The sequence below is a fragment of the Actinosynnema sp. NPDC004786 genome (assembly GCF_053601135.1).
The window spans coordinates 1-20,907 of sequence record NZ_JBSGBG010000032.1 but is presented as its reverse complement, the minus strand read 5'-3'; the positions used below and the strand labels follow the sequence as shown (position 1 = coordinate 20,907).

Sequence of the window (20,907 nt, the reverse complement as noted above, 5' to 3'; positions counted from 1 at the left end):
GACGGACTGGCTGCGCTGAGTGATGGAACTGTGACCGAGTCAACGGGTACCCGGACCCCTCCGGCAGGGTCGACCGCGGCCGCGCGGCAGAACAAGACCCGCACGGCCGCCTGGCGGCTGCGCAACTGGCGGCTGCCCACCAAGCTCACCGCCGTCCTGCTGATCCCCACCGTCGCCGCGATCGCCCTCGGCGGCCTGCGGGTCAACTCCGACCTCGCCGCCGCGAGCGAGCTGAACCGCCTGGCGAACCAGATCCAGCTCGAGTCGGCGGTCGCCGACCTGGTGCAGCAGCTCCAGCGCGAACGGGACCTGAGCGCGAGCCACGTCGCGTCCGGCCGCCAGCTCGACCGCGTGGTGCTCGACCGCCAGCTCCGGCGCGTCGAGGACACCGTGCAGGCGCTCAACGGCAAGATCGCCGACCTCAGCGCCGACCTCGACGACGACGTGGTCACCCGGTTCCGCCGGGCGTCCAGCCAGCTCGACCGGCTCAACAGCCTGCGCAACGCGGTCCGCGAGACGAAGTACCCGTCCGACGCGGTCCTGCGCACCTACTCCGAGTCCGTCGAGAGCCTCCTCGACCTCGGCGAGCAGGCCATCGCGGGCATCAACCAGCCCGAGCTGGTGCGGCTGCACCTGGCCACCAACGCGATCGCGCGCATCAAGGAGCAGGAGTCGCGCAAGCGCGGCATCATGCTCGACGTCTTCCAGCGCGGCGGGTTCGGCCCCGGCCAGGAACGGCAGCTCCTCGCCGCCAACGCCGAGCTGGACGCCGCCCGCAACGACTTCCGCAAGTCCGCGACCCCCGACCAGGCCAAGATCTACGACGACATGGTCACCGGCCTCATCGTCGACACCGCGAACGACATGCAGGAGACGGCGCTCAACCTGGCCGCGGCCGGCGCGCCCATGACGTCGCTGCGCCCGGAGAAGTGGGACATCGCCTCCACGCTGACCGTGAACCTCACCCGGGACGTGGAGAACCTGCTGCTGGAGCAGCTGCAGAACCGCACCGACGAGCTGACCGGCGAGGCCCGCGGCGCGGCGTTCCGCGACTCCGGCATCGTGCTGGGCGCGCTGCTGCTGGCCATCGTCATGGCGCTGTTCGTGGCCCGCTCGATCCTCAACCCGCTGCGCACGCTGCGCCGCACCGCGCTGGAGGTCGCCGACCACGGCCTGCCCGAGGCGGTCGGCCGGATCCTCGCCGACCCGAACCCGCAGGAAGCGGCGAAGACGGCCATCGACCCGGTGCCGATCACCACCCGCGAAGAGGTCGGCCAGGTGGCGCGGGCGTTCGACGCGGTGCACGGCGAGGCGGTGCGGCTGGCCGCCGAGCAGGCCCTGCTGCGCGACAACGTCAACTCGATGTTCGTCAACCTGTCCCGCCGCTCGCAGGCCCTGGTCGAGCGCCAGCTCAATCTGATCGACCGGCTGGAGCAGGACGAGCAGGACCCCGACCAGCTCGCCAGCCTGTTCGAGCTGGACCACCTCGCCACCCGCATGCGGCGCAACAGCGAGAACCTGCTGGTCCTCTCCGGCACGGACCTGTCCCGCCGGCTCACCCGCCCGGTCCCGGCGGCCGAGGTGCTCGGCGCCGCGGTGTCCGAGGTGGAGCAGTACGCCCGGGTGCAGGTCGGCCAGACCCCGGAGCTGACCGTCCAGGGCCGCGCGGTCAACGACCTCGTGCACCTGATCGCGGAGCTGCTGGACAACGCGACCGCGTTCTCCGACCCGGTGACCAAGGTCACCGTGCGCACCGCCCGCACCCGCAAGGGCGAGCTGGCGATCGAGATCCAGGACCGCGGCGTCGGCATGGGCGAGCAGGAGCTGGCCGACGCCAACCGGCGGCTCGCCGACCCGCCCGACGTGGACGTCGCCGTGTCCCGCCGCATGGGCCTGTACGTGGTCGCGCGACTGGCCAAGCGGCACGACATCAAGGTGCGGCTGCGGTCCAACGAGGACATCGAGGGCGGCACCACCGCGCTCGTGCTGGTGCCCGACACGCTGGTCTCGTCGTCCGGCACGACGGGCGCCGAGCAGGCGTCCGCGTTCGCGGGCGACTCCGCGTTCGGCAGCGACCCCGGCTTCGGCGACTCGGGCTTCGGGTCGACCGCGCAGCGCGCGTCCGGCATCGCCGGCGCGTTCGGCACCGGCACGATGTCCCGCCTGGACGAGGACACGAGCTTCCCGAGCCTGTCCCGCATCGACGGCGAGCCCGCGTTCCCGGTGAGCTTCGTGCAGGGCGAGGGCGAGCAGGACCCGGCCCGCGTGCCCGGTTTCGGCGACGCCACGCCGCTGCCCGCGGTCCCCGCGGAGACCCCGGCCGAGGTGTCGCAGCCGTGGCTGGGCCAGGAGCGCGACCCGGACCGCGAGCCGGAGGGCTCGTTCGGCGAGCCGACGCTCTTCACCGCCTACGAGGACCGCGACGAGCAGGACTCCGACTACGAGCACGGCTTCCAGACGACGCAGTTCGCGCCCGTGGACAGCGGATTCCTGGCCGAGCCGGAGCCGGAGCACCGGCCGGAGCCCGAGCCGGAACCGCACCGCAACGGCTCCGCGCCGCGGGCCGCCGCCCGCCCGGCCGAGGCCGACCTCGACGCCCCGACCGAGCGGCTGCCGATCTACGAGGCGGTGCTCTCCCAGTGGTTCCAGGCCGTGGGCAGCGAGACGTCCGCGGCGGCCGCGCAGGCGGTGCCGCCGGCGCCCGAGCCCGAGCGGTCCGCGCCCGTCGCCGAGTCCGGTCTGCCGACCCGCACGCCGCGGGCCGTGCCGCCGGTCGCGCCCACCACGTCCGAGGACGCGCTGCCGCAGCGGGGCCTGCCGGCCGCCGGTCGTAGCAACGGCCTGCCCCAGCGGGGCGAGTCGGAGTCCGACCGGACCGAGGGCACTAGTCTGACCGAGGGCGGGCTGCCCAAGCGGCAGCCCGGTTCGCCCGCCAACCTGCCCAAGCGCGCCGCGGAGGTGACCCGCGTGACCGAGCCCGAACCGGTCGCCGAACCCGAGCCGGCCGCACCCGCCGCGTCGGTGTGGCAGTCGCCCGCCGACGAGGGGTGGCAGGCCGCGCAGGCGTTGCTGAACAAGGCACCCGAGACCACGACACAAGCGGGGTTGCCCAAGCGGGTGCCCAAGGCTCAGCTTGTGCCGGGATCCGCCGCGCCGTCGCCGACCTCGGCGGCGGAGCGGCAACCGCAGCGGCCCCCGCTGCCCCCACGGTCCGCTGACGCGATCCGTGGACGCATGTCGAGTCTTCAGCAGGGCGTCCGTCGTGGGCGGCACGCTTTGATCGACGCTTACGCTGGTGACATGTCGAGCCGGCAAGACGAGGAGCAGGAGTGACGACCGCAGCTCAGCCAGGCAGCTTTGGTTGGCTTATCACCGACTTCGTGCGCCGGGTTCCCGGTGTGGCACATTCCGTGGTCGTGTCGGCGGACGGGCTACTGCTCGCCGGCTCGCAGGGCCTGCCCCGCGACCGCGCCGAGCAGCTCTCCGCCGTGGCATCCGGTCTCGTCAGCCTCACGGCGGGCGCGGCCAGGTGCTTCGAGGCGGGCGCGGTCAACCAGACCGTGGTCGAGATGGAACGGGGCTACCTGTTCCTGATGTCGATCAGCGACGGTTCGTGCCTCGCCGTGCTCGCGGCGCCGAACTGCGACATCGGCCTCGTGGCGTACGAGATGACGCTCCTGGTCGAGCGCGTGGGCCAGCAGCTCACCCCGGAGCTGCGCGCGCAGCTCCAGGGCGTGGTTCGGCGGTAGATCCTCATGAGATCGTGGGGGTGAAGGTAAATGGCTGAACGATCTGGCGCCGGCGGTCGCCGCTTCGGTAGGAACTTCAACTACCAGGAGTGGGCGGTCGGGGGCTTCCAATTCGCTGAGCCGGATGCCGACCCCGCACAGGACGAGGAAGCCGAGGACGCACCCAACTCGTGGCCGCGCCGCCGTGCGGAACAGGCGCCGGGCACACGGGTCGAAGGCACAGGGCAGGGGCAAGGCGATATGTCTCAGCGTGAGGTTGACGACTCGTCGTACGACTACGACGACGTTCCCAACCGGTTCGACATCGACGGGTACGGCAGCGGCCTGTTCGGAGGTCCGGGCGCCGATCTCTTCGGTGCCCACGGCCTGCCCGACAGCGTGCCGGAACAAGTGCCCTACACGACCGGTCCCCAGCCGGTCGTGCGGCGCGAGGAGAACCCGGCGGCCGAGTCCGGGTCGCTGGTACGCCCGTACACCCGGACCGGTGGCCGCACCCGGCCCGACTACGACCTCGCGATCGAAGCGCTGGTGTCGACCAGCGAACGCGGGCTCGAACGCGACGCGGCGGTGCTCCCCGAGCACCGGTCGATCTGCGGGTTGTGCACCGACACCAGGTCGGTGGCCGAGGTCGCCGCCCACCTCCGGCTCCCGCTCGGCGTGGTGCGGGTGTTGATCGGCGACATGGCGAGCATGGGTTTGGTTTTGATTCACCAGGGCGGCCTGGTCGTGGGGGACCGGCCGTCCATTGAATTCCTTGAGAGGGTGCTCAGTGGGCTTCGCAGGCTCTAGCCCCAACGCGGCCGAAGGCGCCAAGAAGCCGACGACCTCCGCGAAGATCGTGGTGGCCGGTGGCTTCGGCGTGGGCAAGACTACGTTCGTCGGTTCCGTGTCGGAGATCGTTCCGCTGACCACCGAAGCGGTGATGACCGAGGCCAGCGCCGGGGTCGACGACCTCTCGGCCACGCCGAACAAGGTCACCACGACGGTGGCCATGGACTTCGGCCGGGTGTCGCTGGACCAGGACCTGATCCTGTACCTCTTCGGCACACCGGGCCAGCACCGGTTCTGGTTCATGTGGGACGACCTGGTGCGCGGCGCCATCGGCGCGATCGTGCTCGTGGACACCCGGCGGCTGGCCGACGCGTTCGCCTCGATCGACTTCTTCGACGACCGGCAACTGCCGTACGTGGTCGGGGTCAACTGCTTCGACGGCCTGCTGCACCACCGCATCGAGGACGTGCGCGAGGCGCTGACGATCGACCAGTCCGTGCCGATCGTGACGTGCGACGCGCGCAACCGGCAGTCGACCAAGCAGACGCTGATCACGCTGGTGGAGCACGCCATGCGCCAGTGGATGTCGGTCCGCGCGGGCTGACGGGGCTCCCGGTCGACCGGCGCGCACCGGTCCGACGGCGGTCGTGACGGAGGGCGGTCTCCCCGGCGGAGGCCGCCCTCCGCCGTGCCCGGCCGGCGGTGGCCGGGTCGGGCGCGCCCGGTGGAAGTCGAGGACGTGCTCCCGCGTCCGGGCGCGCGCTTCCGCCCGGCACCGCTCCACGTCCCGGCCCGCCGCCTCGTCGCGCCGCGCCTTGTCCGCCTTGACGTCCCGCCACGGACGTGCCATCCGTCGGTGCTCCCTCGATCCGGCGTCGTGTCCGGCCGCTCCCGCGTCGAAGGGCGGTCTCCTCGTAGGAGGCCGCCCTTTCGACGTGCCCGAGCGGGCGGGGTTCACCCGGCCGTTCGACGCGCGCGTGTGGTGCCCCGGCGCTCCGCTGTCGGCGGAGGGCCGTGACTCGACGCTAGGACCTCCCCGGGTCGCCGATCAGGTGATCAACAGTCCCCGACGGGTGGTTACGCTCCGTCGTCCTCGACCAGGGCGGCCGACGTGATGCGGTGCAGGGGGAACCGGCGCACCTCGCCGTAGCTCACGTCCACGCCCTCCAGCACGCCGCCGCCCACGGCCTGCGGCGTGATCACGCGTCGGGCCGCGGTGCCGTGCCCGTCCACGAAGTCGACCAGCACGCTGCGCCCCTCCCGGGCGGCCCGCTGCAACAACGCCAGCGTCGCCGACGGCCCCGCGCCCAGGTGCCCCGGCACGGACACCCGCGCGCCGCCCGAGGTCGTCGCCGCGCGGTCGCCCGCCCGCACCAGCCGCACCAGCTCGGCCAGTTGCTCGTCCGACGCCGCGCCCGGCTGCGCCGTCCGGCGCCGGCCCTTGGCCGCGGTCCGCCGCCCGCCGGCCCGCAGGTCCAGCACGTGGCCGTCCGGCCCCTCGGCGGCGGGGGCGAAACCGGCCGCCCGCAACCCGTCCAGCACCTCCGCCAACGGCAACGGGCTCACCAGCACCGTCGGCGCGATCCGGCGCAGCGCCAGCTGCTCCGCCGCCGCGTGCGCCAGCACCTCGGCGATCAGCACGGGGTCGTCGCACCGCAGGAACGACCCGGCCGCGCCACCGCGCAGCCGACCGTGCTTGCGGGCCGTGTCGTCGATCAGGTAGGTCAGCGACTGCGGCACGGGGGTGCGCGACCGCGACCGGAACAGCTCGTGCAGGTCGCCCGCGCTGCGGCCCGCGTCGAACGCCCGCCGCACGGAACTCTCCCGCACCCGGTACACCGTGGCGCTGCCCGCCGACTCGACGTCGGCCACCAGCGCGATCTCGTCGGCCAGCTCCGGGTCCAGCCGGCCGGGCGCGACGACGGTCAGGTCCGCCTGCACCAGCACGTGGTCCACGGGCGCGGGCAGCGCGTCGGCCAGCCGCTTCGCCGCCGGGCCCGGCCCCTCGGTGAGCAGCGCGCGGCCCTGCGACGTGATCGCGTTGTGCGCCAGGACGCCGACCCGCGTGCCCTCCTCCACGGTCCAGCGCACCAGCTCGTCGCGCAGCCGCCCGCCCCGCCTCGGCGCACGCCACGCCAGCACGGCGGCCAGCTCGTCCGGGTCGGTCACGGCGGTGCCCGGGGCCAACGCGGCCAGGGCTTCGAGGATGCGCCGGCGGTCCCGGGGCGCGCCCGGCCGGTTCAGCTCCGGCGCGAGCGGGTTGAGCAGGCGGTCGCGGTCGTCGCGCTGCCCGATCAGGCCGGGCAGCCGGGGCAGGTCGAGCCACGCCTGGGCGAGCGTCGCCCAGCGGTGCTCGGGCGCGGCGACCAGCCACGCGTCGGTCTGCGTGGTCGGCACCCACTCCGGTTCGAGGCCCTCGGTGTCGGCGACCAGGCCCGCGTTGACGACCAGCTCGACCAGCAGCGCGGCCCGGCGCTCGTCCACGTCGAGGTCCTTGGCGAGCCGGCGCAGCTCCCGCACGCCGACCCCGCCGGACCGCAGCACCGCGGGCGGCTCCTCCGACCAGCTCCGCAGCAGCGCCTCGACGTGCCGCGACAGCTCCAACGCCTCGCCGCCGCCGGTGTGGTCGACGTCGGCGACGTCGCGGCGGAACGTCGTCAGCGGCGGCTCGGTGGTCCGGATCGCGCCCAGCGGCCGGTCGCCCCGGACCTTCAGCCCGATCTCCCGCGGCAGCTCGACGGTCTGGTTGTCGCGCCGGACGAGCAGGCCGCGGGCGAGGAGCTTCTGGATGGGCGTCCGGGCGTTGGCGAGCGAGACGACGTGCGCGGCGTCCTTGGTCTGCCCGATCGGCGGCCCCGCGGCGAGGGTCTGGAGCACGCGGTGCTCGTCGGGGTCCACTTCGGACAAATCGGCGTCGGCCAGGCGCGGCACCGAGCGGCCCAGCCCGCAGGGGAACGGGTTGACCGCGTCGCGGGTCGCGGGCGGGGTGGACAGCGCGTGGTCGCCGCCCCACAGCAGCGCGCGCAGGCGCAGCGCGTCGAGCGCCGGGCCGATGTCGGTCGGGCCGAACAGCTCCTGCACCGCGGACCGGGGCACCGGCGCGAGGTCGGCGTCCAGCACGAGCAGCGCTTCCAGCACCGTCAACGTCAGCGTGTCGAGGTCCTCGCAGGCCCGCGCCACGGACGCGCGCGACCCGATGCGGGTGGCCAGCACGGTCGTGTCGGCGGGCGGCGGGGTGGCCAGGTCCGGCCGGGCGCGCAGCAGCGCCACGAGCGCGGTGTCGTCCTGCGCCCGCAGCCACTCGGCGAGGGTCGTGCCGGCCATCCTCACCACGGTATCCGCTCGCCGCCGGGGGTCGTCGGCGGCCTGCCGCGCGCCGACCCCCGGCCGCGCCTCACAACCGCCACCAGCTCCAGGACTCGGCGGGGTTGCCGTTGCAGAAGTAGATCTCGGTGGGGGTGCCCGGCTTGATGTCGTAGTTCACCGTGTTGAGGCACAGGCCGGACTGCTTGTGCACCAGGTTCTTCCCGTTGAACGACCAGAGCGCGACCTTCGCGTTGCACGCCCAGATCTCGGTGCGGGTGCTCGGCTTGACGTCGTAGTTCACCGTGTTGAGGCACAAACCGGAATTCGGGTTGTAGAGCTGCCCCTGGTCGTTCAACACCCAGTCCTCGACCGGATTGTCGAGGCAGTTGTAAATCTCGGTCCTGGCGCCGGGGTCGATGCTGCCGTTGGCCACGTTGAGGCACAGCCCCGAGTTGGGGTTGAACAGGTGTGCCTTGTCCGGCGCCGGGGAGGTCGTGGACGTGGGGAGAGGTGTGGTGGGCAGGAGGGTGCCGGAGACGAGGGCGTCGGCGGCGGACGCGGTGGCGGGTGGTGTGGTGGAGGCGGTGCCGACCGCGAGGAGCGCGAAGGCGCACAGCGCCGCGCACGAGGTCGCCACGCGAATGGCGATCAAGCGGTATTTCACGATGGTGCCCTTCCGTTTCGCCGGGTGATGTCGGCGGCGGGGTGCGACAGCGGCGGGCATATTTCGCGGCTTCTCGCAGCGTACCTGCGGTGATCGGGCAGCGGCAAGAATCCTTTCGCGGCCGGCGGCGATGCCGATCGGTGGTGATTGCTGCGCCTTACGGCGCACTGCCGCGCGCCGAAAGCGGAATTCGCCCGACCGGACCGCGAAAATGCGGGACCGGGTTGGCGCGACCGGCGGCCCGCGCGTCGCGGGGGCGGTGCGGGAACCGGATCGTGGCGCGGCTCTCGTCGCACCGGGCACCCGGACCGCCACCTGCGCGGATGAGGCACACTGGTCCCGACGAAGGCACCACCGAGGAGGAACCGTGGCCAAGGCCCGCCCCGAGCGCATCGACCCGCACTGGCCGGAGCCGCCGGCCGACGGCAAGTACGCGGTCTCCGAGCTGGCCAGCGACGTGCAGGGCGCGCTGTCCCCGTTCGGCAAGGTCACCTTCCCGCTGCCCGCCGAAGAGCTGGGCTACCGCCACCCTGTGACCGAGATCAACCGCTAGGCGCGGACGCGCGCGGCTGCCGAGCCGCGCGCGTTCCGTATTTTCGCGCGGACTACGCTCGACGCCTCTTGAGCTGTGCCGTTCTGGGAGGTTCGATGCCGGTCCCCGGCCCTGGGTACTCGATCACCGTCCGGTTGGAGGCCCCGCCGTCGGCGTCGGCCGCCGGCGACCTGACGTCGGCCGTCGGCCGGGCCGGCGGGGTGATCACCGCGTTCGACGTGGTCGAGTCGCACACCGACCGGGTGATCATCGACCTCACGTGCAACGCGCTGTCGGCGAACCACGCCAAGGACATCACCGACACCCTGGGCCTGCTGCCCGGGATCGTGGTGCGCAAGGTGTCCGACCGGACGTTCCTGGTCCACCTCGGCGGCAAGATCGAGATCTCGTCCAAGGTGCCGCTGCGCAACCGCGACGACCTCTCCCGCGCCTACACCCCCGGCGTCGCCCGGGTCTGCACCGCCATCGCGGAGAACCCGGACGACGCGCGCCGCCTCACCATCAAGCGCAACACGGTCGCCGTGGTCACCGACGGCTCCGCCGTGCTCGGCCTGGGCAACATCGGCCCCGCCGCCGCGCTGCCGGTGATGGAGGGCAAGGCCGCGCTGTTCAAGAAGTTCGCCGGCGTGGACGCCTGGCCGGTGTGCCTGGACACCCAGGACACCGAGGAGATCATCCGCGCGGTCGAGCTGATCGCCCCCGTCTACGGCGGCATCAACCTGGAGGACATCGCCGCGCCCCGCTGCTTCGAGATCGAGGCGCGGCTGCGGGAGAAGCTGGACATCCCGGTCTTCCACGACGACCAGCACGGCACCGCGATCGTGGTCGTCGGCGCGCTGCGCAACGCGCTGCGCGTGGTCAACAAGAAGATCTCCGACTGCAAGGTCGTGGTGTGCGGCGTGGGCGCGGCGGGCAGCGCGATCATCCGGCTGCTGCTCAAGCAGCAGCCCGGCGACGTGGTCGCGGTCGACGTGGACGGCATCGTGCACCGCGACCGGCCGGGCCTGGACGACAACCTGAAGTCCATCGCGGCGGCGACCAACAAGGACAACGTCAGCGGTCGGCTGCACGACGCGCTGGTCGGGGCGGACGTGTTCATCGGCGTGTCCGCGCCGAACCTGTTCGGCGCGGAGCAGGTCGCCACGATGAACTCCGACGCGATCGTGTTCGCCCTGGCCAACCCGGACCCGGAGATCGACCCGATGGAGGCGCAGAAGCACGCCGCCGTCGTGGCCACCGGGCGCAGCGACTTCCCCAACCAGATCAACAACGTGCTGGCGTTCCCCGGCGTGTTCCGGGGCCTGCTCGACGCGCACGCCCGCACGATCACCGACTCGATGCTGATCGCCGCCGCCAACGCGATCGCGGACGTGGTCGACGGCGAGCGGCTCAACGCGTCGTTCATCGTGCCGAGCGTCTTCGACGCCTCCGTCGCGCCCGCGGTCGCGGAAGCCGTGCGGAAGGCCGCCACGGAGTCCGCCACCGCCTAGTCACCGCGTGGTCGCCGCGTAGTCGCCGCCTGGCCGCCGCCGTTCCCGCGCGGCGGCGATAATCACGGCATGGGCAACGAGTTCACCCACCTGGACGCCGCCGGCGCGGCGCGCATGGTCGACGTGTCCGAGAAGGAGCCGACCACGCGCACGGCGGTGGCGTCCGGCGTGCTGCGCACGACCGACGAGGTCGTGGCGCTGCTGGGCAGCGACGGGCTGCCCAAGGGCGACGCGCTCGCCACGGCCCGCATCGCCGGGATCATGGCGGCCAAGCGGACGTGGGAGCTGGTGCCGCTGTGCCACCCGATCGCGCTGTCCGGGGTGAAGGTGGACCTGGCGCTGGGCGAGGGCGAGGTGCGCATCACCGCGACCGTCCGCACCACCGACCGCACCGGCGTCGAGATGGAGGCGCTGACGGCGGTGTCCGTGGCCGGCCTGACGCTGCACGACATGGTGAAGGCGGTCGACCCGGCGGCGACGCTGGACGCGGTGCGGGTGGAGCGCAAGGAAGGCGGCAAGAGCGGCCGGTGGGAGCGCCCGTGACCGCCAGGACCGCACGGGTGATCACGGCGTCGAACCGCGCCGCGGCCGGGGTGTACGCCGACCGCGGCGGGCCGATCATCGCGGCGTGGCTGCGCGAGCGGTCCTACGACGTGCCCGACCCGGTCGTGGTGCCCGACGGCGAGCCGGTGGCCGAGGCGTTGCGCGCGGCCGTGGCGGACGGGGTCGCGGTGGTCGTCACGACGGGCGGCACGGGCATCAGCCCCACCGACCGCACCCCGGAGGCGACCCGGTCCGTGCTGGACTTCGAGGTGCCGGGTGTGGCCGACGCCATCCGCATGTCAGGCTGGCCACGCGTGCCCACGTCCGTGCTGTCGCGGGGGGTGGCGGGTGTCGCGGGCCGCACGCTCGTGGTGAACCTGCCCGGCTCGACCGGCGGGGTGCGCGACGGGCTGGAGGTGCTCGGGACCCTGCTCGAGCACGCCGTCGACCAGGTGGCCGGAGGTGACCACGCATGACCGAGGTCCTGCGCGCGACCGTCAGCGAGCAGCCGCTGTCGGTGGACGAGCACGCCAAGCTGGTGGAGCACGCGGCGGCGGGCGCGGTGGTGACGTTCGCCGGCGTGGTGCGCGACCACGACCACGGGCGTTCGGTGCGCGAGCTGGAGTACGTCGGGCACCCGACGGCCGGCGCGGTGGTGGCCGAGGTGGTGGCGGACGTGGTGGGCCGGTTCGCCGGCGTGCGGGCCGTCGCCGTGTCGCACCGGGTGGGCGCGCTCGCGATCGGGGACGTGGCGCTGGCGTGCGCCGTGTCGGCCGATCACCGGGGCGAGGCGTTCGCGGTGTGCTCGGAACTCGTCGACGAGGTGAAGCGCCGGCTGCCGGTGTGGAAGCGGCAGGTCTTCACCGACGGCACCGACGAGTGGGTCAACATGCCCTGAACCCGGCCGCGGGTTCGGGCCGACCGACCGGTCCCCGGCAGGGGTCCGGGACGACGGACCGGTCTCCGGCAGGGGTTCGGGGCGACGGACCGGTCCCCGGGGAGGGGTTCGGACCGATGGGCCGGTCCCCGGGAGCGAGTTCGGGCCGACGGGCCGCTCCGCGGGAGCGGGTTCGGGCCGACGGGCCGCTCCCGATGGCGGGAGCCGAGGGGCGGGCGGTGTGCCGCCCGCGTGGGTTCGCGGTTCGAGGCCGGTCCCGCCGAGCGGTCACGTCCTCGGCCGGCGGCCGGGCCCGGGAACGGGATCAGGCCCCCGGACCACCGAGGGGGGTGGTCCGAGGGCCTTTCCGCCGCCGTGCACCGGCTCGCGCCGGCCACGAGTCACTTGGTCGCGATCTTGTGACCCGGCAGGATCAGGTCGGGGTTCGGGATGAACTCCTTGTTCAGCTCGTGCAGCTTGGCCCAGCCGCCCTCGACCTTCAGCTCGTCCGCGATCTTCGACAGGCTGTCGCCCGCCTTGATCTCGTAGTCGCCGTTCGGGTTGGACGACGGCAGCGCCACGGTCACCGGGGCGGGCGCTTCCTGGACCGGCGCGGCCTGCTGGACCGGGGCCGGGGCGGCCTGGCGCGGCTGCGCCGGGGCCGGGGCGGTCCGGGCGGGCGCGGGGGCGCCGCCGAGGCCCTTCGGCCCGCACACGGGCCACGCGCCGATGCCCTGCGACTGCAGGACGTTCTCCGCGACGCGGATCTGCTCCTCGCGGGAAGCCTGGTGGGGCATGCCGGAGCCGCCGTTGGCCTGCCACGTGGACGGCAGGAACTGCAGACCGCCGTAGTAGCCGTTGCCGGTGTTGATGCTCCAGTTGCCGCCACTCTCACACGCGGCGACCGCGTCCCAGTTCACGCCGCTGCCCTGCGCGCCGGCGGTGCCGGCGGCCATGGCCAGCGGAGCGCCCACGATGACGCCGGCGACGGCGACCTTCGCGATGCTCCGGGCGGGGGAACCGGTGGTCGGACGGTGCTTGCCTCGGTAAGAAGCCATTTCCCTCTCTGCCGCCCGCACCTGCTCGATCGGCTCGGGTTCGGGCCCGGTGCGCCGTTCGGCTTGTCCTGTCCAGCGGTTGTCTTTCGCTCGGGGGGTGTTCCGGGGCGCCGGTGGACAGGTTCGGTGCGAGGCGTCCCGGTCTTGCTCTTGGTCGGTCGGGGCCAACCGAAGAGCGACGGTACGTAACCGGGAGCCTCGCGCCAAATGATCGAGCACGTGACGCACGTCACTGTAACGCGGGCGGGTGACTACTCGACTGCCCCGTTTAGCCTGCTCAGAGCACCGTTATCGGTCCGTTTCCGTTCCGAGATTCACCGAGATCAATCACGCGGAGTGAGGTCTAGCTCACGTGTTAATCCGCAAGAGTGGCGATGAATCAGCCCCCGGCGAAGGGTGGCAACACGTCCAGTTGTGCTCCGGACCACACTGGCGTGTCGTGGTCGCGGACCGCCACACCGTCCAGCAGGAAGCTGCACGCGGGCAGCACGCGGGCCACCCGCTCGCCGTGCCGGGCACGCACCGCGTCGATCGCCGCACCCACGGTAGTCGCGCCCGCGGGCAGGTCGAAGCTCTCGTCCGGGACGCCCACGGCCGCCCGCGCGCCCGCGAAGTACCGCACCGTCAGCCGCACCCTCAGCCCCCGATCGCGCTCATGGGTCGGTCGGGCTGGCTGAACCCGGCCGAGTCGATGCCGTGCCCCGCGGCCTTGGCCCACGCGTTGCCGCGCCAGGCGTCCGCGATCTCCTCGTCCGACGCGCCGCCGCGCAGCAACGCCCTCAGGTCCGTCTCCGACCGGCTGAACAGGCAGTTCCGCACCTGGCCGTCCGCGGTGAGCCGGGTCCGGTCGCAGGCCGCGCAGAACGGCCGCGTCACCGACGCGATGACGCCCACCACGGCCGGGCCGCCGTCCACGAGCCACCGCTCGGCCGGCGCGGCGCCCCGCTCGCCGGGCTCGGGCGTCAGGGCGAACCCGGTGCGCAGGGCGGCCAGGACCTCCTCGGCGGTGACCATGTCGGCGCGGTCCCAGCCGTGCTGCGGGTCCAGCGGCATCTGCTCGATGAACCGCAGCTCGTAGCCCTGGTCCAGGCAATACCGCAGCAGCGGCACGGCCTCGTCGTCGTTCACTCCGCGCATCAGCACGGTGTTCACCTTGACCGGTGCCAACCCGGCCTCCCTGGCGGCGGCCAGGCCCGCGAACACGTCCGACAGCCGGTCCCGCCGGGTGAGCGCGAGGAACCGCTCCGGGCGGAGGGTGTCCAGCGAGACGTTCACCCGGTCGAGGCCCGCGGCGGCCAACCCGGTCGCGCGGCGGGCCAAGGTCAACCCGTTCGTGGTCATCGAGACGCGTGGTCGCGGGTCGAGCGCCGTCGTCGCCGCGATCACGTCGTCGAGGCCGGGCCGCAGCAGCGGCTCGCCGCCGGTGAACCGGACGTCGGTCACGCCGAGGCGGGTCACCGCGATGCCGATCAGCCGGACCAGCTCGGCGTCGGACAGCAGCTCCGGCTTCGGCAGCCACGCCAGGCCCTCGGCGGGCATGCAGTAGGTGCAGCGGAGGTTGCAGCGGTCGGTCAACGACACGCGCAGGTCGGTCGCGACCCGGCCGAACCGGTCGACCAGCAGCGGCGAGCCCGGCCGTTCGGAGGTGTCCGGGTTGCCGCGCACGACGGGTAGCCCCAACTCGACAGCTGTCACCCCAACCAGGGTAATCGGCGGACACGCGCGGGTGCTGGGGTGAACGGGGGATGCCGGCGGGCGGCGAGTCGGACGAGGATGCCGATACCGGTCGTCGGAACGCTAAATTGCCTGCCATGACCAGTGAGCACGAGGTGCCCGCCGACGTGCTGGAGCGGTTCAGCGCCTACGCGCGGGAGAGCAGCGCGCTCACCGTCCTGTTCCACAGCCGGGTGGCCGAGCGGATGGGCCTGTCGGCGACCGACGAGAAGTGCCTCGACCTCGCGCTGCGCTCCGGCGGGCCGATCACCGCCGGTCGGATCGCCGAGCTGTCCGGGCTGTCCACCGGGGCCGTGACGGGCGTGATCGACCGGCTGGAGCGGGCGGGCTACGTGCGGCGGGTGCGCGACCCGCACGACCGGCGGAAGGTGCTGGTCGAGGTGACCGCGGCCGACGAGGGCGACTTCGCCGGCCTGGTCGCCGGGGCGCGGGAGACGCTGCGCGAGGTGCTGGCGCGCTTCACCCCCGAGGAGCGGGACGTGCTGGAGCGGTACAACGTGGCGCTCATCGAGACGTTCCGCCGGCGCGTGGTCGACGCCTGAGCCGGCAGCATGTCCGCCATGGCCGCTCAGTGGAACTACCTGATGGACATGGACGGCGTGCTCGTGCACGAGGAGCACCCGATCCCGGGGTCGAGCGAGTTCGTCGCCGAGCTGACCGCGAACGACATCCCGTTCATGGTGCTCACGAACAACTCGATCTACACCCAGCGCGACCTGCGCGCCCGGCTGTCCCGCACGGGGCTGGAGGTGCCGGAGGCGGCGATCTGGACGTCCGCGCTGGCCACCGCCAAGTTCCTGGACTCGCAGCGGCCGGGCGGGTCGGCGTTCGTGATCGGCGAGGCCGGCCTGACCACGGCGCTGCACGAGATCGGGTACGTGCTGACCGACCGCGACCCGGACTACGTGGTGCTGGGCGAGACGCGCACCTACAGCTTCACCGCGATCACCAAGGCGATCCGGCTGGTGGAGGAGGGCGCGCGGTTCATCGCGACCAACCCGGACGCCACCGGGCCGTCGCGCGAGGGGTCGCTGCCCGCCACCGGGTCGATCGCGGCGCTGATCGAGCGCGCGACCGGGCGCGCCCCTTATTACGTGGGCAAGCCGAACCCGCTGATGATGCGGTCGGCGCTGCGGGCGCTGGGCGCGCACTCGGAGCAGACGCTGATGATCGGCGACCGGATGGACACCGACGTGCGGTCCGGGCTGGAGGCGGGGTTGCGCACGATCCTGGTGCTCACCGGGATCTCGGCGGAGACGACCGCGGAGCTGTACCCGTACCGGCCGACGCGGGTGGTGAAGTCGATCGCGGACCTGGTGGGGCACTCGGCGAACCCGTTCCCGGACGAGCAGGGCGACCCGGCCTGAGCCCGCGATCCCCAACCGCGGCGGTGACCGCGGGGCCGGGACGTGACGGCCGCGTCGGTGCGGTTTCGCTCGACGGCGGTCGGCCGCGTCGGTGGGGGTGCGCTCGACGGCGGTCGGCCGCGTCGGTGGGGGTGCGCTCGACTGCGGTTGGCCGTGTCGGCGAGCGTGCGGTCGGCCGCGCCGACCGCGGCGGTGAGCGCCCCGGGCCGTGGTCGCCGGGTCGCGGGCGGGCTCCCGCCGCCCGGTCGGACGCCGGTTCCTCACCCCCGCGGGGGAGGAGCGGCCGAAGCGTCCCGGCCGGGCGCTGATCGACTTGTGCGCGCGGCGTCCCCGCGTCGCTTATGGTCGCAGGTGTGGACAGACCGCTCTTCGTGGTCGGCGACGTGCACGGGCACCTCGCCGAGCTGACCCGCGCCCTGCACGCCGCGGGCCTGGTCGATGCCGACGGTGACTGGTGCGGCGGCGACGCGGAGCTGTGGTTCCTCGGCGACTTCGTCGACCGCGGCCCCGACGGGATCGGGGTCATCGAGTTCGTGATGCGCCTGGCCGACCAGAGCGACGGCCGGGTCGACGCCCTCATCGGCAACCACGAGGTGCTGCTGCTGGGCATGCACCGGTTCGGCGACCGCAACGTCCCCGGCGCGCCCACGCCCCGCAGCTTCGCCCGCAGCTGGCTGCTCAACGGCGGCCTGCGCAGCGACCAGGACCGGCTCACCGACGCCCACATCGAGTGGCTCACCACCCGCCGGGTGCTCGTGGAGGTCGACGGCCACCTGCTGATGCACTCCGACACCCTCGCCTACCTGGAGTGGGGCGACACGATCGACGAGGTCAACGAGGCCGTCCGGGAGGTCCTCCGGGGCGACGACCTGGACCAGTGGTGGGAGTGCTGGCGGAAGATGACCACCCGGTACGCGTTCCGCGGCCCGGACGGCGCGGCGGTGGCGGACGAGCTGCTCGACGTGCTCGGCGGCCGGGAGGTCGTGCACGGGCACAGCGTCATCGCCGACCAGCTCGGCGTGCCGCCGGAGCAGGTCGACGGCCCGCTGCGGTACGCCGACGGCCGGGTGCTGGCCGTGGACGCGGGCCTCTACAGCGGTGGGCCGTGCCTGGTCGTCCGGCTCGACGGCGAGCCCGACTAGGTCACCCGCGTCACGGGGCGGGCACGATCTCCTTGCCCAGCGGCATCAGCGAGACCGGCACCAGCTTGAAGTTCGCCACGCCCAGCGGGATGCCGATGATCGTCACGCACAGCAGCACGCCGGTGACCACGTGGCCGATGGCCAGCCAGATGCCCGCGACGACGATCCACACGATGTTGCCCAGCAGCGACGGCGCACCCGCGTCGGGCCGGTCCACGACCGTGCGCCCGAACGGCCACAGCGCGTAGTTCGCGATGCGGAACGACGCCAGCCCCCACGGGATGGTGATGATCAGCACGCAGCAGATCACGCCGGCGACCGCGTACCCGACGGCCAGCCAGAAGCCGCTCAGGACCAGCCAGATCAGGTTCAGGATGAGCCTCACGGGTCCATCTTGCCCGATTAAGCTCCCGTCCCGTGTCGAACAAACTCCGCTGGGGTGTCGTGGCGACGGGCGGCATCGCCGACGTCGTGACCGGCGACCTCCGCCTGCTGCCCGACGTCGAGGTGCTCGCGGTGTCGTCGCGCGCGCTGCCCAAGGCCGAGTCCTTCGCGGCCAAGCACGGCATCCCGCGCGCGTACGGCGACTACGCCGACCTGCTGGCCGACCCGGACGTGGACGTCGTCTACGTCGCCACGCCGCACGTCCAGCACCACGCGGTCGCCCTCGCGGCGTTGGCGGCGGGCAAGCACGTGCTGTGCGAGAAGCCCGCCACGCTGACGTTGGCGCAGTTGCAAGAGGTGGTGGACCTCGCGCGCGAGCGCGGCCTCTTCTTCATGGAGGCGATCTGGACCCGCTTCAACCCGCTCGTGGTGCGGATGACGGAGCTGATCGCGGCGGGGGAGATCGGCGAGGTCCGGTCCGTGCGGGCGGACTTCGGCTTCACCCTGGAGCACGACCCGGCGCACCGGCTGTGGAACAAGGCGCTGGGCGGCGGGTCGCTGTTCGACCTCGGCATCTACCCGGTGTCGTTCGCGCACCTGCTGCTGGGCGAGCCGGAGACGGTGCAGGCGCACGGCCGGCTGGTCGACGGCGTGGACGCGGAGATCGGGATGCTGCTGGGCTACCCGGGCGGCGCGCACGCGCTGCTGGGGTCGTCGCTGGTCAGCCCGTTGAAGTCGGGTGCGGTCGTGTACGGCACGCGGGGGCTGGTCGAGGTGCCCGAGGCGGTGTTCAACCCGAGCCGGATCGTGGTGAACGGGGTCGAGCACCGGCACGAGCAGGAGGGGGCCGGGTACGTGCCCCAGCTGCGCGAGGTGGTGAACCGGGTCCGGGCGGGGGAGACGGAGAGCCCGTCCATGCGGCCCGACGAGTCGTTGGCGATCCTGCGGACGCTGACGCGGGCGGGGGAGCGGATCGGGTTGACCTACGAGGACGTCACGGCCGGCTGACGGGCCGCGCCGGGGGCGGTGGCTGCGTCGCGGGGGTGGTGCAGTGGTGGAGTAACGCCTCCGTCACCTGCACCACCGCCTCGACCCGGCGGTTGCCCGGGGTCAGCAGGTGGCTCAGCGCCACCCGCACGATCGTCTCCGCGATCAGGTGCACGCGGGCGTCCGGCAGCCCGGGCCAGTGCCGGCGGACGTGCTGGGCGAACACCGCCGTGGCCAGGCTGAGCACCGGTTTGCCGCGGGTGGTCAGCAGCGGCAGCATGTCCTCGGCGTTCGCGCCGTCGAGGACCGACTTGGCCAGCGGGTCGCGGGCGGCCAGGTCGAACGCGAACGCGATGCCGCGCCGCAGCCCGTCCAGCGGGTCGGGCGTGCCCAGCAGGCGCTCGCGGACGCCGTCCACGAACTCGGCCGTCTTGTGCAGCGCCACGGCCTGCACCAGCCGTTCCTTGTTGCCGAACTCGTTGTAGACGGTCTGCCGGCTCACGCCCACCCGGCCGGCGACCTCCGCCATGCGCAGGCCCCGTGAACCGTGGGTCGCGATCAGCTCCGCCGCCGCGTCGAGCAGGTCCCGGGTGAGTTCCGTCACGGCGCAAAGCTTGGCACAGCGCCTAGGGTTCGTAGCGTGCCGTTGACCGTGGGATTCGACCTGGACATGACGTTGATCGACCCGCGACCGGGCATGGCGGCCGTGATGGACGCGGTGGGGGCGGAGAGCGGCTACCCCCTCGACGGCGCGCGCTTCGCGGCGAACCTCGGCCCGCCGCTGGACATGATCTACCGCGACTTCGGCGTGCCCGAGGCGGAGATCCCGGACCTCGTCGCCCGGTTCCGCGCCCTGTACCCGGAGGTCGTCATCCCGGCCACGGTCGCCCTGCCGGGCGCGGCGCAAGCGCTTGCGGTGGTGCGTGAGCTGGGCGGGACGACCATCGTGGTGACGGGCAAGTACCGGGCCAACGCGGCGTTGCACCTGGCCGCGTTCGACTGGGAGGTCGATCACCTGTTCGGCGAGCTGTGGTCGACGGGCAAGGCGGAGGCGTTGAAGGCGCACGGCGCGGCGGTGTACGTCGGCGACCACGTGGGCGACGTGCGCGGCGCGAAGGCGGCCGGCGCGGTGTCCGTGGGCGTGACGAGCGGCCCGTGCGACGCCGAAGAGCTGACGGCGGAAGGCGCGGACGTGGTGCTGCCGGACCTGACGGGGTTCCCCGACTGGTTGCGGGCGAACGCCGACCGGCTCACCGCCGGGGCCGCGCGCCCCTGACGACGCCGACCACGCCCAGGGCGAGGCCGGCGGGCGCGAGCAGCCAGCCCGCGGCGAACACCCAGGCGGGTAGACCGCGTTCGCCCGCGACGAACATCGCCACGATGGCCACCACGCCGAGCGCGAACAACGCCACTGCCAGGGGCATCAGCTTCGGGGTCGACATGGGGTGAAGGGTAGTCGCGCGATCGGAGGTGCCCCGCCGGCGGTGTTCTGGCTAATCTGGTGGGACGCGCCTCGGGCACGCCCGGGGCGCGTTCGTCGTGTGATCGCTTGAAGGAATGGTGGGAACGGTGCCGACCGGCAAGGTCAAGTGGTACGACTCGGAGAAGGGCTTCGGCTTCGTCACCCAGGACGGCGGCGAAGACGTCTACGTGCGGAAATCCGCGCTGCCTCCGGGTGTCGAGGGCTTGAAGGCCGGTCAGCGGATCGAGTTCGGCATGGCCGAGGGCAGGCGCGGGCCGCAGGCGCTGTCGGTCCGGCTGATCGACCCCGCGCCCTCGGTGGCGGAGGCCCGGCGGCGGCCCGCGGAGGAGCTGCACGGCCTGATCGAGGACATGATCAAGCTGTTGGAGCTGAAGGTGCAGCCCGAGCTGCGGCGGGGGCGGTACCCGGACCGCAAGAACACGAAGCTGATCGCCGAGGTGGTGCGGGCGGTGGCGCGGGAGCTGGACCCGTAAACCCGCGCGTGTCCTACGTTCGCGTCACGCGTGTCCTACGTCCGGAACGCGTGTGTCGAACGTTCAGGACCCGTGTGTCGAACGTTGGGGACCCGTGAGTCCTACGTTGAGGGCGCGTGAGTCCTACGTTCGGGGCGCGTGAGTCCTACGTTCGAGGACCGTGAGTTCGACGCTCAGGTGGCTTGGTGGTGCGGGCCGGCTCGATGTGACATGGGGCCCTTACGGGTACCCGGGGCAGGCCAAAGCCGGCAGGCCCGGCGGGGTAAAGCGTCCCGCCAGGCCTGCCGGCTTCGTCCAGCCTAAGGCACCCGAACCCATGTCAAATC

General features: G+C 73.0%; 23 protein-coding genes. 15 read left to right on the top strand and 8 right to left on the bottom strand.

Annotation, left to right across the window (positions count from 1 at the left end; all coding sequences use genetic code 11):
* Window positions 1-30: 30 nt before the first annotated feature.
* The 4 genes from ACWEFJ_RS25630 to ACWEFJ_RS25615 are packed head-to-tail and all read left to right on the top strand — an operon-like array spanning window position 31 to window position 5,124.
* Complete coding sequence (locus tag ACWEFJ_RS25630) at window positions 31-3,333, top strand: sensor histidine kinase (RefSeq protein ID WP_378083680.1); 3,303 nt, start codon at window positions 31-33, stop codon at window positions 3,331-3,333.
* The gene (locus ACWEFJ_RS25625) at window positions 3,330-3,749 is read left to right on the top strand and encodes a roadblock/LC7 domain-containing protein (RefSeq protein ID WP_189221129.1); all 420 of its coding nucleotides are present in this window, start codon (window positions 3,330-3,332) and stop codon (window positions 3,747-3,749) included. Before ACWEFJ_RS25630 ends, ACWEFJ_RS25625 begins: the two co-directional genes overlap by 4 nt.
* Before the next feature lie 30 nt (window positions 3,750-3,779).
* Entirely contained in the window at window positions 3,780-4,538 is a 759-nt protein-coding gene (locus tag ACWEFJ_RS25620) for a DUF742 domain-containing protein (protein WP_378083677.1), read from the top strand.
* Window positions 4,519-5,124 carry a GTP-binding protein gene (locus ACWEFJ_RS25615; protein WP_106617122.1) on the top strand — a complete coding sequence of 202 codons (606 nt, stop codon included), beginning with the start codon at window positions 4,519-4,521 and terminating at the stop codon, window positions 5,122-5,124. The genes ACWEFJ_RS25620 and ACWEFJ_RS25615 overlap by 20 nt, the downstream gene beginning before the upstream one ends.
* A 473-nt stretch (window positions 5,125-5,597) precedes the next feature.
* On the opposite strand, the gene ACWEFJ_RS25610 is transcribed toward ACWEFJ_RS25615, so the two are convergent.
* Both ACWEFJ_RS25610 and ACWEFJ_RS25605 read right to left on the bottom strand, forming a co-directional pair.
* On the bottom strand, window positions 5,598-7,844 hold the full coding sequence (locus ACWEFJ_RS25610) for a helicase-associated domain-containing protein (RefSeq protein ID WP_449715300.1): 2,247 nt from the start codon (window positions 7,842-7,844) through the stop codon (window positions 5,598-5,600).
* A 70-nt stretch (window positions 7,845-7,914) separates the two neighbouring features.
* Window positions 7,915-8,490: an RICIN domain-containing protein gene (locus ACWEFJ_RS25605; RefSeq protein WP_449715299.1), complete on the bottom strand. Its 576-nt coding sequence runs from the start codon at window positions 8,488-8,490 to the stop codon at window positions 7,915-7,917.
* Window positions 8,491-8,857: 367 nt separating this feature from the next.
* On the opposite strand from ACWEFJ_RS25605, the gene ACWEFJ_RS25600 reads away from it, so the two are divergent.
* From ACWEFJ_RS25600 to ACWEFJ_RS25580, 5 genes are all read left to right on the top strand, one after another.
* Window positions 8,858-9,043, top strand: coding sequence for a hypothetical protein (locus ACWEFJ_RS25600; protein WP_378083671.1), 186 nt, complete (start codon window positions 8,858-8,860; stop codon window positions 9,041-9,043).
* A 95-nt stretch (window positions 9,044-9,138) separates the two neighbouring features.
* Complete coding sequence (locus ACWEFJ_RS25595) at window positions 9,139-10,533, top strand: NAD-dependent malic enzyme (protein WP_378083670.1); 1,395 nt, start codon at window positions 9,139-9,141, stop codon at window positions 10,531-10,533.
* Between the two features lie 69 nt (window positions 10,534-10,602).
* On the top strand, window positions 10,603-11,076 hold the full coding sequence (gene moaC / locus ACWEFJ_RS25590) for a cyclic pyranopterin monophosphate synthase MoaC (RefSeq protein WP_449715298.1): 474 nt from the start codon (window positions 10,603-10,605) through the stop codon (window positions 11,074-11,076).
* Window positions 11,073-11,552, top strand: a complete 480-nt coding sequence (locus tag ACWEFJ_RS25585; RefSeq protein ID WP_378083666.1) for a MogA/MoaB family molybdenum cofactor biosynthesis protein — start codon at window positions 11,073-11,075, stop codon at window positions 11,550-11,552. The genes moaC and ACWEFJ_RS25585 overlap by 4 nt, the downstream gene beginning before the upstream one ends.
* Window positions 11,549-11,974, top strand: a complete 426-nt coding sequence (locus ACWEFJ_RS25580; protein ID WP_378083665.1) for a molybdenum cofactor biosynthesis protein MoaE — start codon at window positions 11,549-11,551, stop codon at window positions 11,972-11,974. Before ACWEFJ_RS25585 ends, ACWEFJ_RS25580 begins: the two co-directional genes overlap by 4 nt.
* Window positions 11,975-12,354: 380 nt before the next feature.
* On the opposite strand, the gene ACWEFJ_RS25575 is transcribed toward ACWEFJ_RS25580, so the two are convergent.
* The 3 genes from ACWEFJ_RS25575 to moaA all read right to left on the bottom strand — a co-directional run bounded on the left by ACWEFJ_RS25575 (window position 12,355) and on the right by moaA (window position 14,706).
* Complete coding sequence (locus ACWEFJ_RS25575; RefSeq protein ID WP_449715297.1) at window positions 12,355-13,011, bottom strand: transglycosylase family protein; 657 nt, start codon at window positions 13,009-13,011, stop codon at window positions 12,355-12,357.
* A gap of 379 nt (window positions 13,012-13,390) precedes the next feature.
* On the bottom strand, window positions 13,391-13,645 hold the full coding sequence (locus ACWEFJ_RS25570; protein ID WP_378083660.1) for a MoaD/ThiS family protein: 255 nt from the start codon (window positions 13,643-13,645) through the stop codon (window positions 13,391-13,393).
* A gap of 2 nt (window positions 13,646-13,647) precedes the next feature.
* Window positions 13,648-14,706, bottom strand: coding sequence for a GTP 3',8-cyclase MoaA (gene moaA, locus ACWEFJ_RS25565; protein ID WP_378083658.1), 1,059 nt, complete (start codon window positions 14,704-14,706; stop codon window positions 13,648-13,650).
* A gap of 116 nt (window positions 14,707-14,822) precedes the next feature.
* Between moaA and ACWEFJ_RS25560 the strand changes: the two genes are divergently transcribed.
* From ACWEFJ_RS25560 to ACWEFJ_RS25550, 3 genes are all read left to right on the top strand, one after another.
* Complete coding sequence (locus ACWEFJ_RS25560) at window positions 14,823-15,287, top strand: MarR family winged helix-turn-helix transcriptional regulator (protein WP_378083655.1); 465 nt, start codon at window positions 14,823-14,825, stop codon at window positions 15,285-15,287.
* Window positions 15,288-15,305: 18 nt separating this feature from the next.
* A complete protein-coding gene (locus ACWEFJ_RS25555) occupies window positions 15,306-16,112 on the top strand; it encodes an HAD-IIA family hydrolase (protein WP_378083654.1) in 807 nt (268 codons plus the stop codon).
* Between the two features lie 353 nt (window positions 16,113-16,465).
* Window positions 16,466-17,254: a metallophosphoesterase gene (locus ACWEFJ_RS25550; protein WP_449715296.1), complete on the top strand. Its 789-nt coding sequence runs from the start codon at window positions 16,466-16,468 to the stop codon at window positions 17,252-17,254.
* Between the two features lie 10 nt (window positions 17,255-17,264).
* On the opposite strand, the gene ACWEFJ_RS25545 is transcribed toward ACWEFJ_RS25550, so the two are convergent.
* Window positions 17,265-17,639: a YccF domain-containing protein gene (locus ACWEFJ_RS25545; RefSeq protein ID WP_378083650.1), complete on the bottom strand. Its 375-nt coding sequence runs from the start codon at window positions 17,637-17,639 to the stop codon at window positions 17,265-17,267.
* Between the two features lie 32 nt (window positions 17,640-17,671).
* Between ACWEFJ_RS25545 and ACWEFJ_RS25540 the strand changes: the two genes are divergently transcribed.
* Complete coding sequence (locus tag ACWEFJ_RS25540; protein WP_449715295.1) at window positions 17,672-18,646, top strand: Gfo/Idh/MocA family protein; 975 nt, start codon at window positions 17,672-17,674, stop codon at window positions 18,644-18,646.
* On the opposite strand, the gene ACWEFJ_RS25535 is transcribed toward ACWEFJ_RS25540, so the two are convergent.
* Window positions 18,633-19,229 carry a TetR family transcriptional regulator gene (locus tag ACWEFJ_RS25535; protein WP_449715294.1) on the bottom strand — a complete coding sequence of 199 codons (597 nt, stop codon included), beginning with the start codon at window positions 19,227-19,229 and terminating at the stop codon, window positions 18,633-18,635. The genes ACWEFJ_RS25540 and ACWEFJ_RS25535 overlap by 14 nt on opposite strands.
* 36 nt (window positions 19,230-19,265) lie before the next feature.
* Between ACWEFJ_RS25535 and ACWEFJ_RS25530 the strand changes: the two genes are divergently transcribed.
* A complete protein-coding gene (locus tag ACWEFJ_RS25530; RefSeq protein WP_378083644.1) occupies window positions 19,266-19,901 on the top strand; it encodes an HAD family hydrolase in 636 nt (211 codons plus the stop codon).
* Here ACWEFJ_RS25530 and ACWEFJ_RS25525 read toward each other — a convergent pair.
* Window positions 19,876-20,067, bottom strand: coding sequence for a hypothetical protein (locus tag ACWEFJ_RS25525; protein WP_378083642.1), 192 nt, complete (start codon window positions 20,065-20,067; stop codon window positions 19,876-19,878). The genes ACWEFJ_RS25530 and ACWEFJ_RS25525 overlap by 26 nt on opposite strands.
* A gap of 127 nt (window positions 20,068-20,194) precedes the next feature.
* Between ACWEFJ_RS25525 and ACWEFJ_RS25520 the strand changes: the two genes are divergently transcribed.
* Entirely contained in the window at window positions 20,195-20,581 is a 387-nt protein-coding gene (locus ACWEFJ_RS25520; RefSeq protein ID WP_033432288.1) for a cold-shock protein, read from the top strand.
* Window positions 20,582-20,907: the final 326 nt, after the last annotated feature.